Genomic DNA, 13,074 nt, shown 5'->3' on the forward strand with positions numbered 1-13,074 from the left:
AAGCTTAAAGCCGTGCGACTTGGTGTGTGATTAGAAAAGAAAGTTTCCTTGCCATGTTTAAGTCTAATCGTTCCGGCCAAAACATGACATTTATCATTATCCCCCCTGAGAAACATCATTTTGCACACCCATTAATTACAGCATCTTTGCACTTATATTTGTAACTAATACTGTCTATTTAAAAAAAAATGAGCGTTCTTGTTATTTTGCTTTTAGCAAGCATGAGTTTAGCCGGAGGTTTTTTAGCAGCCTTTTTGTGGGCAGTTGGCAATGGGCAGTTAGATGATACAGACTCGCCAAGTGTCCGAATTTTAAATGATGAGGATACAATTTAATTTTTTTTAATTAATACGATAACACCGCTAAGAACAATACCTATTTTTTAAGCATTGTACTATTTATGGATACCAATCAAAACAAAAATCCACAACAAATTGAAAATTTTAATTACGACAACTCCATTGTAAAGCTCTTTGCCGGAGCAACCGTTTTTTGGGGTGTGGTAGGCATGTTAGCAGGCCTTTGGATAGCATTAGCACTCGTTTTTCCGGCCATGAACTTAGACTTACCTTATACTACCTTCGGTAGGGTTAGGCCCGTTCATACCAATGCTGTTATTTTTGCCTTTGTAGGGAATACCATATTTATGGGTGTTTACTACTCCTTACAACGTCTTTGCAAGGCGCGAATGTATAGCGACCTGTTAAGCAAAATACATTTTTGGGGGTGGCAAAGCATTATTGTTATAGGCGCAATTACCTTACTTTTAGGCTTTACATCAAGCAAAGAATACGCCGAATTAGAATGGCCCATAGACATAGCAATAACACTGATATGGGTTTTGTTTGGTATCAACTTGTTTGGTACTATAATACAGCGCCGCGAAAAACATATTTATGTAGGTATTTGGTTTTATATTGCAACCTGGGTAACCGTTGCCCTTTTGCATATTGTAAACTCTTTGGCAATTCCAGTTTCACTGTTTAAAAGTTATTCGCTTTTTGCCGGTGTTCAAGATGCCCTCGTTCAATGGTGGTACGGGCATAATGCCGTAGCGTTCTTTTTAACTACGCCCTATTTGGGCTTGATGTATTATTTTTTACCCAAAGCCGCCGAAAGACCCGTTTACTCGTATCGCCTGTCGATACTGCACTTTTGGACGCTTATATTTTTATATATTTGGGCAGGCCCGCACCACCTGCTTTATACTGCCCTGCCCGACTGGGCGCAATCTTTAGGCGTTGTTTTCTCATTCATGCTTATTGTACCCTCTTGGGGCGGTATGCTAAACGGGCTGCTTACGTTAAGAGGTGCCTGGGATAAAGTGCGCGAAGATGCCATCTTAAAATTTATGGTTGTAGCTGTTACCGGATATGGAATGGCAACGTTTGAAGGCCCCATGCTTTCGCTTAAAAACTTTAATGCCATAGCGCATTTTACCGACTGGATTATAGGGCACGTTCATATAGGTGCTTTAGCTTGGAATGGGTTCTTAACCTTCGGAATTTTATACTGGTTGGTTCCTCGAATATTTCAAACCAATTTATACTCTAAAAAATTAGCTAACTGGCATTTTATAATAGGCACTATTGGTATTTTGTTTTATGCCATTCCGCTGTATTGGGCAGGTTTTATGCAAAGTATGATGTGGAAACAATTTACCCCCGAAGGGCAACTGCAATATCAGTTTTTAGAAACTGTAACTTATATGAAACCGTTTTATGCGTTGCGCTCTTTTGGCGGTTCGTTATATATTGTAGGGGTATTTATTATGATATACAACCTGTACAAAACCATAGCTTCCGGAAATTTTTTGGCAAACGAGCCTGCCTCGGCCTACCCCTTGGCAGTTAGCGAAGACCACCACTCGGGAGGACATTGGCATAGATGGATAGAAAGTCGCCCCGTTACCATGTTGGTAGTCAGTTTAATTGTGGTAGCCATTGGCGGTTTAGTTGAGTTAGTACCTACTTTTTTAATTAAATCGAACGTGCCTAATATTGCAGCTGTAAAACCATATACCCCACTTGAACTTCAGGGGCGCGATATTTATGTACGCGAAGGATGTTACACTTGCCACACTCAAATGGTGCGCCCGTTTAGGTCAGAAATTGAAAGATATGGCGAATACTCTAAGGCTGGCGAGTTTATTTACGACCGCCCATTTCAATGGGGCAGCAAACGCACAGGGCCCGATTTGGCACGTATAGGCGGCAAATACCCCGACTCATGGCATTTTAACCACATGCTTAACCCACAAGATTTTACACCTGGTTCAATTATGCCCCCCTACCCTTGGCTTTTTGACTGCCAAATAGACGAAGCATCAACGCCCGGAAAAATTAGGGCGATGGCAAGTTTAGGTGTGCCATATCCTAAAGATTACGATGCAGTTGCCAACGAAGATTTAAATAAACAAGCCAACGAAATTGCCGCTCGTTTAAAGAAAGACAATATTACTATTGCGCCCAATACCGAAATAGTAGCCATAATTGCCTATTTGCAGCGTTTGGGTAAAGATATTAAAGCCGAAAATGAAAAACAACTGCAAGCAAAAGAAACTACTTCTAAATCCGGAAATTAATAACATGAAATATCAATTATGAAATTCATAAACTATTTAGAGGGGATTTCGGGCATCAGTATTTTCCCTTTGATGTCTCTACTAATGTTTTTTGTAATTTTTTCAGCAGTACTTGTATGGGTAATGTTTGCCGATAAAAATTATTTAGCTGAAATGAGCAAATTACCTCTTGACCAAACAGACCTGAACCTTAAAAAACCTACAACGCAAAGCAATGACATACTTAAATAAAATGACAAAATTGTATTTACCTACAACTATTTTTTCAGTATTGCTAAGCTTATTCACCAGCAATCAGGCTTGGGCTTTACAAACCACTACCCCTGCTTCAAATACAGACACAGCATCCGGAGAGTTGTTATTGATCTTTTTATGTTTTTTAATGATTTTTTTGGCTGCAGTAATTTACGTTCTTAGCGATTTGATAATTAAAATTGCAAATTCAGACATTAGTAAAAATACAAACAAAGGGCAAAAAACATTGATGGTGTTGCTGCCGTTTATATTTTCTGTTTTCTTTGCAAATACAGCCTTTGCACAAACAACTACCACGGCTGCAACTACCGCCGTAGATCAAGGCATTGGTTTATTCAATCAAAACTATGGAGATCTTCCGGGTGGAGTCTTTTGGCTCTCGATACTTGTTCTTGCCATAGAGTTTGGCGTTATATTTTATTTGTTGACACTTTTAAATAAATTTTTAAAAGTGCCCTCCGCAGCAAATCAAAATATAGAAGAAAGCCAAAAAGAACCTTCTATTTGGCAAAAATGGTGGGTTTGGTTTAGCGATTTAAAGCCCATGGAACGAGAAAAGGACATAATGTTTGACCATGATTTTGACGGCATCAGAGAATTAGATAATAGTGTTCCGCCATGGATGCGCTACGGGTTCTATTTCACTATTTTGTTTGGTATTTTTTATTTGTACCGCTATCATGTAGTACAAACAGCACCTTTGCAATTAGAAGAACTGGCATTAGAATATAAGGCTGCGGAAGCAGAAATTGCAAAACTTCACTCCCAAAAAGGTACAGCTGCCATTGACGAAAACACCGTAACCCTTTTAACAGATAACCCAAGTGTTGAGAATGGAAAAACGCTTTACATAAACACTTGTGCGGCCTGCCACGGGCAAAAAGGCGAGGGCGGCGTAGGGCCTAACCTTACTGATGATTATTGGATTCATGGGGGCAGCCTAAAAGATATATTTAAAACAGTTAAATATGGGGTTCCTGACAAAGGCATGGTGCCTTGGCAAACAACCCTAAGCGGTACGCAAATGCAACAGGTTTCGAGCTTCGTAAAAACTTTGCACGGAACAAATCCATCTAATGCAAAAGAAAAACAAGGCGAACTTTTTAAAGAAAACGCCGATAGTGCGGCAGTAAACACGCCGGCAAAGAAAGATACTGCTACTGCCAAATAAACACTATCAATGTGTTTATTTTATATATCTAATAAGGAAATAGTATTAAATCCGGATGACTGAAAGCAATATCTTATCATTTGTTTTTTTTATATCCGGATTTTTACCTCTACATACAGTTTCAATTTATTGCTTTAAATTGCAAGTTTACCTAAATATAGTTTAGAATTATGGCAGTTCCACCAAAGGAAGCGACAAAGCAATTTCGCGATAAAATTTCGACAGTAAACGAACAAGGAGGCCGGGTTTGGGTCTATCCAACCAAACCTTTTGGCAAGCTATATAATGCCCGAACTGTTTTAAGCTGGGTTTATTTGGCTGTATTTATTGCCCTACCTTTCATCAAAATCAACGACCGCCCTGTTTTTTTATTTAATATTTTAGAGAGTAAATTTATATTTTTTGGCAAAGTTTTTTGGCCTCAAGACTTTTTTGTATTTGCGGTAGGCATGTTGGTATTTTTGCTTATTGTTATACTTTTTACCATAGTTTTTGGGCGAGTTTTTTGCGGCTGGGTTTGCCCACAGACCATTTTTATGGAAATGGTTTTCAGAAAAATTGAATACCTTATAGAAGGCAACGCCAACGAGCAAAAATTATTAAACAAACAACCTTGGACGGGCAAAAAAATATTTAAGAAAACACTAAAACACGTTGTATTTTTTGCCTTGGCATTTGGCATCTCAAATATTTTTTTAGCCTATATTGTGGGCGTTGACAGCCTTAAAAAAATTATCACCGAACCGCTGCAAAACCATATCACCTTATTTATATCATTGTTAGCTTTTGCCATTATATTTTACGTTGTATATGCCTTTGTGCGCGAAATAGTTTGTATTGTTATTTGCCCTTACGGCAGGCTGCAAGGTGTAATGCTCGATAAAAACTCGGTAGTGGTAGCCTACGACTATATAAGAGGCGAACCTCGCGGTAAAATAAAAAAAAATGAAGCCAGCACCGAAAACAATATGGGCGACTGTGTTGATTGTGGGCTTTGTGTAAGAGTTTGCCCTACCAATATAGATATCCGCAACGGAACGCAATTAGAGTGTATTAACTGTACTGCTTGTATTGATGCTTGCAACAGCATAATGAGCAAGGTTAATCGCCCAAAAAACCTGATAAAATATGCCTCCGAAAACAACATAAAAAACAAGCAAAAAGTAAAGTTTACCTATCGAATGGCTGCCTACTCTGCCGCTTTGGCTATTTTAGTAGGCATTTTAACTGTTTTATTGGCTACCCGATCAGACCTCGACATAAGAGTAACACGTGCGCCCGGCACCACTTACCAAGAGTTAGAAAACAACAAAATAAGCAACCTTTACAATATAAAAATTGCCAATAAAACTTTTAATGAACTGCCTTTTTCTCTCTCGCTTACCGAGCCATTAGGCGAAATTAAGTGGGTAAACAATCAAAATTTAACCATACCAAAAGAAGGTATAACGCAGGGTACATTCTTTGTAACCATAGATAAAAATAAACTGTCGGGGTATAAAACAAATATAGCAATAAAAGCATTTAGTAATAACGAGGAAATATCAACTATAAACACTACCTTTATAAGCACTTTCGATAAGTAGTGCTTAAAACATACCAACTTTTTTTTCAATTATAAAAACTATCGTCATGCGTAAAATTATTGTTGCCTTTGATGGGCTAAATTTTTCAGAAACGGCATTGCAATATGCTATTTATTTAAGCGAAAAACAACCCTCGGTGCTTGTTGGTGTTTTTTTGAACGAATTATACTATTTGCCCCAACCCGGCCTTATGTTTCCGGATGTGCCCATTTGGGCTAAAGAAGATGAGGAATTTACTGCCGAACATCAAAAAATTGAACAGCAGTTTGCAAGTATATGCGAACAGGCAGGCGTAAGTTTCCGGATTCATAACGATTTGCAAGATAATGTGCTGCAATCGCTTATCGAAGAAACCCGTTTTGCCGATTTACTTATAATTAGCAGCGAACGTTTTTATATTAATTTTTTTGAAGACATACTGAATGATGCTTTAAAAACAACCCTCGAACGAGCCGAATGTCCGGTATTAGTAGTTCCGGAAACAATGACCCCTTTCGACAATATCGTTTTAACTTACCAAAATCACCCTTCATCTGTTTACGCCATTAAACAATTTAGCTATGTGATGCCCGCGCTTACCAATTTACCCGCCCATTTGGTAAATGTTACAAACAGCAATAGCGATACAAATTTACCCGAGCAAGACCGATTAACCGAATGGGCTGTTAAGCATTTTTCAAACTTAAACATTAACCAACTACATGGCAAAAACATTGAAAAAACCCTTGTAGAATGGGTGGCTTCCATAACAAACCCCATTATAGTGATGGGCTCGTTTTCGCGCAGTATGATATCGCAGCTTTTTAAAGAAAGTTTAGCCAGCAATATCATATCGCAACACAAAATACCCGTTTTTATTGCTCACAAATAAGATGATAATTTTAGAATAAAATATTTTATGAATTGGGGCTATCGAATAATACTTGTTTATATACTGTTTATTTCCGGAGTTTTTACTGCCATTTATGTTGCTTTTAATCAGGAAATAGATTTAGTATCAACCGATTATTATGCTCAGGAACTTAAATTTCAGAACGTAATAGACGGCAAAAATAATTTGGCAAGTTTACCTACTCCCGTAAAAATAGTTGAAAATGAAACTGCCTTTGAACTGCAATTACCAAACGAGTTTACCGGAAAAAATATAAAAGGCGAAGCATGGTTTTACTACCCCACAAATGCCAAACTCGATAAAAAATTCGATTTAGCCGCACTTTCAAATAATACTATTTCTATTAACAGGCAACAAATTGCAAAAGGAAACGGCATTATTAAATTGCAATTTGTTGCCGATGACGTACCTTACTACTACGAACAACAGTTTAAAAACTAACTACCTAAGCAAAGAATCTACTATTATTACCTTTAAGTTAATTTAATCATGTTATCGGCTATTGGCTCGGCGTTATTATTAGGTTTTATGGGTAGTTTTCATTGTTTGGGTATGTGTGGCCCTTTGGTTATTAATTTGCCGCTACCTGCCTCAAACAGTCAAAGAATATTAGCCGTATTAGTTTATCATTCAGGGCGCACGTTGGCTTATGCACTTATGGGGGCTGCCGTTGGGTTGCTGGGGCATCAAATAGCCATTGCAGGTTACCAGCAAATACTATCGGTTGTAATTGGGGTGCTATTGTTGGCAACACTTATAGCTACCCGATTTAAATATGCTTTGCACATGCCAAAATTTTTTGACGGCATAAGTGCAAAAATTGTTGCAAATATGAGCCATTTATTAGCAACCAAACGATGGCAAACCTTGCCGATTTTGGGTTTTTTAAACGGCCTATTGCCTTGTGGATTAGTGTATATTGGTATTGCCGGAGCTATTGTAGCCGGCAGTGCTTTAAACGGCGCTTTGTTTATGGCTGCCTTTGGTTTTGGCACCATGCCCGCCTTAATAAGTTTGTCGTTAATTGGCAGTTCGTTAAAAAGCAATTTTAAAGCTAAATTGCGCAGTTTTATGCCGGTTGCTTTGGGCCTAATGGCTATAATTTTAATATTCCGCGGCTTAAATTTGGGAATTCCATATTTAAGTCCCAAGATAACCGAAAATGGACAGGTGATTGCAAAACCTAAATGCCATTAAATACAGAAAGTTGCCTCTGCAAGTTTAAATCTCCGGATAAAAGCCTACTGCATAGATAGGTGTCTATATCTTAAAAATTTGGAGGTCGGGCAAATTTTCTCAATTATTTATCGGCAGTTAAACGCAATTGTTTTCCCAAGAAACTGCTAATTCCAGTTGTAATTAATATTATAGTAATTGAGCTTGCAGGCATTAAAATTGCGGCAATGAGCGGGGTTAAAACCCCTTGAACAGCATAATACAACCCAATAACGTTGTATAAGATAGAAACGATAAAACTACACCAAATTATATTTTTACCCCCTTGAGCAAATTTTAAAATTTGCGGTAGTTTTATTAAATAATTGCCTTTTAGCAAGGCATCGCAAGCGGGCGAAAAACTATTTATATTATCGGTTACGGCTATACCTACCTGTGCTTGTTTTAGTGCTCCGGCATCATTTAACCCGTCGCCGAGCATCAAGGTAGAAGTTAGCGAACTTTTATTGGCAATAAATTCTAATTTATCAACAGGTTGCTGGTAAAAATGCAAATCGGCATTACTACCCATAATCGTTTTTAAGTTTTCTTCTTCGGCGTTATTGTCGCCCGAAAGCAATGAAATTTTAAACTGCTTTTGTAATGCATCAAACATTGTTTTAATGCCAATCCGGTAATTTTGTTTGATGGCAAAATAGCCTTTGTATTGATTATTAATACTGATATGAGCTACCGATGTCAGCAAGTTTCCATCCTCCGGATATTTGCCGTTACAAACAAATTCATAGCTTCCTATTTTAATATAATTGCCCTGCACAACACCTTCAATGCCTAATCCAGTATAAGTTTTAAAGTTTTCAATATTGTCGTTTAATTCGGTGATATTTTTTTTCAGATAATCATATATGTTTTTACTTAAAACGTGCTTAGATTGTTTTGCCAACAAAGCAATATATTGCATTTCGGTATTTTGAAGCGCAGCACCTTCGAACATTACCGTTGCAGTGTTTTGGGTTAAAGTACCAGTTTTATCAAATACAATATACTTTATAGCCGACAGGGCTTCAATAACGGAGGCATGGCGCAAATAAAGGCCGTTTTTAGCAAACAACCGCATCATATTTCCGTAAGTAAAAGTGCTTGACAGCAATAAAGTGCAAGGGCAGGCTACAATTAAAACAGCGGTTACCGAAAGCCAAATTTTATTTGAGTCATGTAAATACCAATACAAGGCAGAAAGTGAGGCAATAATAAACAGTACAACGGTAAAATATTTTGAAATTTGATGGACAAACGATTTACCTTCTGGCTTCTTGTGCTTAAACACTTCTCTGTTCCAAAGTTCAGTCAAATAGCTGCTATCTAAGGGTTTTACAGCCATCACTTCTATGGTGGTGCCAATTTGTCGGCCTCCGGCATAAACAAGCTCGCCCACACTTTTAACAATTTGCTGTGTTTCGCCTGTTACAAAACTATAATCAATTGCGGCATTACCGGCCACTAACAAACCGTCAACGGGTATAATTTCTTGGTCGTGAACGCGCATCAAATCGCCATATTTTATTTCTGAGAGGGGCACTATTTTTTCAGCATCTTTTTGAACAAGTGTTATTGCCATCGGGAAATAGGACTTGTAGTTGCTATTGAACGACAAGGAATGATAAGTTTTATTTTGAAAGAACCGCCCAATCAACATAAAAAATACAATTCCACTCATGGCATCGAGGTAGCCCGACCCTACGCCGAAACTTATTTCGTAAACACTTCGTATAAACGTAATGGCAATGGCTAAGGCTATTGGCGCATCTATATTTAAAAATTTTTGCTTTAGTCCTGCCCAGGCTGCACTAAAAAAGGTGCGCGCCGGAAAAAGCATAACTACACAGGCCAAAAAGAGTGAAATATAGCGAAAAAGCGGCATCAACAAATTATCTGTAACCTCATCACCTAAACCTAAATACTCAGGAAAACTAAGTATCATGATGTTTGAAAAACAAAATCCGGCAATACCTAAATTGTAAATTCGCTGTTTAGTGTTTACTTCCGGATGTAAAATCGTTTCATTTCCGTTATTCGATTCAAATTGCTGAAAACTTGTATAAGGTTCGTAGCCTATATTGGTTAAAAGTTCAGCCAGTTGCCGTAAGCTTATTTCATCGGTTTTGTATCTTATACTTATTTGTTTTTCCGGAAAATTAATAATACTTTTTATAATAGAATGGTTAATCCGGGGTAAATTTTCGAGCAACCAAATACACGAACTACAGTGCATCTGTGGGAGAAAAAAAACGGCATGTGCCTGTCCATCTCCTTTAAACCGAATAAAAGAGGCTTCAAACGTGCTATCGTCTAAAAAAGCAAATTGGCTGTATTGAGGGGTTATTTTTTTGTTCTGCTGTGATGCCCCCGGAGTATCGCTAAACTGGTAATATTGGCAGAGGTTGTTTTTTTGTAAAATAGTGTACACACTTTTGCAACCTTGACAACAAAAATTTTTATCATCAAAAATTATATTATTTGAAGTGCATTTGTCGCCGCAATGATAGCAATTAGTTTCTTTTTTCTGCTCGATATTTGTTTTATAGATCGAAAAAATCATGTGTACACAAGGCAAATAGTAAATTTACTATTAGTTTAGGCCAATTTTCTTATTGGCAATCATTTGCTTTAAAAATTACGGTGATATGATTTTTTTTGGCAATAGATATTTGAGTAAAACATCTCTTTGTGGTACAGGCGGTACTTGATTTGTATTGCTTTATCCGGAAAATTTGCAGGGATTATTGATTAGCCCCTATATAACGCAAAAACTTAGGAAATAATACTAATTCTTCGGTATAAATCAAATCATTTATCAATTGTTCATAATCGCTTAAGGCACAATAACATGCTTGGTAATAAGTATTTAGCCCCGCAATTGGACTATAATTGTTTGCTACTGCGCGTAATTTATGCAATAATTGCTGTATTAATTTATTTTTAGCGTTTAGGTGCAAAATTATATTTTTAAACTGCTCCTCTACCTTGCTAATATTGTCGGGTGTTTTTATTTCATATAAATTTGTTTCAATGAAGGGCAAAACTAATTGCTGTTTATATTTTAGCACTTGTTTTACTACCTCATTAACCTTAGCAAACAGCGAATTTAAAAATTCAAATGAAGGCAACTCGTCATGTGGTTTGTCTATTGTAGCTATATTTTCGAGGTTGCTAAACACGAGATTGGCCTGCAATTCTATTTGTGGATATATATTATTGGTCAAAATACTAAGCAATTCATGAAGCGAAATTTCATTAAAATTGGTAAGACGTAAGTTTTGCACGGCTTTATATATTTGGTGCAAAATTTGGGTTATTTTTTTATTTCAACAATGATTTCCGTCAATTCAAAACCTGACAAATATCAGTTATCGAAAAAAGTAATATCATTTAATCTTCTAAATTTGCTGTTTTAATTAAATTTGGCATATTTATTATTTTAATGCGTTTGCCAACTAGTTCAATTATTTTTTCAATTTTAAACTCCGACAAAAGCCTAATTCCGGTTTCTGTTGCCGTACCTACCAAATTTGCCAGTTCTTCGCGGGTCAGGGTTACATTTAGTGTGATGCCGTCTTCTTCAAATCCATAGGTCTCCTTTAAAAATAAAAGAGTTTCGGCCATTCGTTCGCGAACTGGTTTTTGAGCCAAGGTGGTAATCATTTGTTCAGCCTTTTTCAAATCGCCCGACAATAATTTCATCATCTCAAAGGCTAATCCCAAATTACTTGCCAGCAAATCGTAAAAAATTTGGCGTGGAATAAAGCAAATGGCTGCATCTTCAAGGGCTATTGCCGATGACTGGTAACGGTCGTTACTTAGTAATGCCCTGTATCCAATAACATCCCCCTCTCCGGCTAAACGAACAATTTGTTCTTTCCCTTCATCTCCGGTACGACTTAATTTTATTTTGCCCGAATGAACGCAAAACAATCCCTGAGGGTGTGCTCCTCGGTTAAAAATATATTGGCCCTTTTTATACATCGAACAACTTTTATTTACAAGTAAAAATTGTAGTTGGTCGTTATTTAAGGTGTAAAATATTGATTTAAGTATCGATTTACAATTCTCGCATCCAATATCAGATGAAAAACGCATAAGCTAAGATTAAGGTTTGTAAAAATCGCCTCAAATTTAAGTTATAAATCAATATAAGCCTAATTAAATTTTAGCGATACTCTGCATTTATAAGACTACCTCAATTAAACCAAACTAAGGGCATGGTCTAAGTCTTCAATCAGGTCGTCCACATCTTCAATTCCAACGCTAAGTCGAATTAACGAATCAAGTACACCGGTTTTTACCCGCTCTTCGTAAGGTATCGAGGCGTGGGTCATGGTAGCGGGGTGGCCAATAAGCGATTCCACACCGCCAAGCGATTCGGCTAACGAAAACAAATGGGTACCACTCAATACTTTGGTACCAGCCTCGAGGCTGTCGTTATGCAACGAAAACGACAACATGCCGCCAAAACCGCGCATTTGTTGTTTGGCAAGGTTATGGCCAGGGTGAGTTGGCAATCCGGGGTAATGCACTTGTTTAACCTTATGATGTCCGTTTAAAAACTGGGCAATTTGAAGAGCATTTTCGCAATGCCGTTCCATCCTTACGTGTAATGTTTTTATACCTCGCAACAGCAAAAAGCAATCCATAGGTGCGGGTACTGCCCGGCCGCATTTTGAATAAAGCGCAATTTTTCGGCAATATCATCATCATTACAAAGCAAAGCACCGCCAATAACGTCCGAGTGGCCACCTATGTATTTTGTAACCGAATGCATAACCACATCTGCGCCTAACGAAATGGGGTTTTGCAAATAAGGCGAAGCAAAAGTGTTGTCAACACCCAGCAAAATATTATACGAGCGGGCAATTTGGGCTACTGAAGCAATATCAATAATACTTAACATGGGGTTGCTGGGCGTTTCAAGCCATATCATCCGGGTATTTTTATTGAGCAACGGCGTTATACTTTCGAGGTTTCGCATGTCGGTAAAATGAAATTTTAGACCGTAACGCTCCCAAATTTTGGTAAAAATACGATAAGTTCCTCCATACAAATCGTTGCTTGCTACAATTTCATCACCCGGATTAAAAAGACGCATCATAGCATCAATTGCAGCCATACCGCTGCCAAAACTAAACCCATGTTTGGCGTTTTCAAGGGCAGCCAAATTAGCTTGCAATGCCGTGCGGGTGGGGTTTTGCGTGCGGGCATACTCGTAACCTTTGTGCTGGCCAGGTGCAGCTTGCACATAAGTTGAGGTTTGATAAATGGGGGTCATAATAGCCCCACTTAGTGGCTCGGGTTCCATTCCCGCATGAATGAGCTTGGTGGCAAATTTCATATTTAAGTAATATAATTGTTTTTT

11 protein-coding genes and 1 pseudogene are annotated in these 13,074 nt (G+C 37.8%); 8 read left to right on the top strand and 4 right to left on the bottom strand.

Going from position 1 to position 13,074, the window contains the following annotated elements; translation table 11 throughout:
* Positions 1-188 precede the first annotated feature (188 nt).
* The 8 genes from ccoS (at position 189) to IPI59_13570 (ending at position 7,685) form a co-directional block, all read left to right on the top strand.
* Positions 189-335, top strand: a complete 147-nt coding sequence (gene ccoS, locus IPI59_13535; protein ID MBK7528539.1) for a cbb3-type cytochrome oxidase assembly protein CcoS — start codon at positions 189-191, stop codon at positions 333-335.
* Between the two features lie 65 nt (positions 336-400).
* Positions 401-2,584, top strand: a complete 2,184-nt coding sequence (ccoN, locus tag IPI59_13540; protein ID MBK7528540.1) for a cytochrome-c oxidase, cbb3-type subunit I — start codon at positions 401-403, stop codon at positions 2,582-2,584.
* A 15-nt stretch (positions 2,585-2,599) separates the two neighbouring features.
* Entirely contained in the window at positions 2,600-2,815 is a 216-nt protein-coding gene (locus IPI59_13545; GenBank protein ID MBK7528541.1) for a CcoQ/FixQ family Cbb3-type cytochrome c oxidase assembly chaperone, read from the top strand.
* A gap of 1 nt (position 2,816) precedes the next feature.
* Positions 2,817-4,010 carry a c-type cytochrome gene (locus tag IPI59_13550; GenBank protein MBK7528542.1) on the top strand — a complete coding sequence of 398 codons (1,194 nt, stop codon included), beginning with the start codon at positions 2,817-2,819 and terminating at the stop codon, positions 4,008-4,010.
* A gap of 170 nt (positions 4,011-4,180) precedes the next feature.
* Positions 4,181-5,596 (top strand): cytochrome c oxidase accessory protein CcoG, encoded by a 1,416-nt coding sequence (gene ccoG / locus IPI59_13555; GenBank protein ID MBK7528543.1) that lies wholly within the window; start codon positions 4,181-4,183, stop codon positions 5,594-5,596.
* A gap of 46 nt (positions 5,597-5,642) precedes the next feature.
* Entirely contained in the window at positions 5,643-6,467 is an 825-nt protein-coding gene (locus IPI59_13560; protein ID MBK7528544.1) for a universal stress protein, read from the top strand.
* A gap of 27 nt (positions 6,468-6,494) precedes the next feature.
* Complete coding sequence (locus IPI59_13565; GenBank protein MBK7528545.1) at positions 6,495-6,929, top strand: FixH family protein; 435 nt, start codon at positions 6,495-6,497, stop codon at positions 6,927-6,929.
* 48 nt (positions 6,930-6,977) lie between these two features.
* Positions 6,978-7,685 (top strand): sulfite exporter TauE/SafE family protein, encoded by a 708-nt coding sequence (locus IPI59_13570; protein ID MBK7528546.1) that lies wholly within the window; start codon positions 6,978-6,980, stop codon positions 7,683-7,685.
* A gap of 103 nt (positions 7,686-7,788) precedes the next feature.
* Here IPI59_13570 and IPI59_13575 read toward each other — a convergent pair whose 3' ends face one another.
* From IPI59_13575 to IPI59_13590, 4 genes and pseudogenes are all read right to left on the bottom strand, one after another.
* Entirely contained in the window at positions 7,789-10,263 is a 2,475-nt protein-coding gene (locus IPI59_13575) for a heavy metal translocating P-type ATPase metal-binding domain-containing protein (protein MBK7528547.1), read from the bottom strand.
* Positions 10,264-10,444: 181 nt separating this feature from the next.
* Entirely contained in the window at positions 10,445-10,987 is a 543-nt protein-coding gene (locus IPI59_13580; GenBank protein ID MBK7528548.1) for a hypothetical protein, read from the bottom strand.
* A 106-nt stretch (positions 10,988-11,093) separates the two neighbouring features.
* Positions 11,094-11,801, bottom strand: a complete 708-nt coding sequence (locus IPI59_13585; protein MBK7528549.1) for a Crp/Fnr family transcriptional regulator — start codon at positions 11,799-11,801, stop codon at positions 11,094-11,096.
* Positions 11,802-11,905: 104 nt separating this feature from the next.
* Positions 11,906-13,050, bottom strand: a pseudogene (locus IPI59_13590) (cystathionine gamma-synthase).
* Positions 13,051-13,074 lie beyond the last annotated feature (24 nt).

The organism is Sphingobacteriales bacterium (assembly GCA_016706405.1).
Taxonomy (GTDB): domain Bacteria; phylum Bacteroidota; class Bacteroidia; order Chitinophagales; family UBA2359; genus BJ6.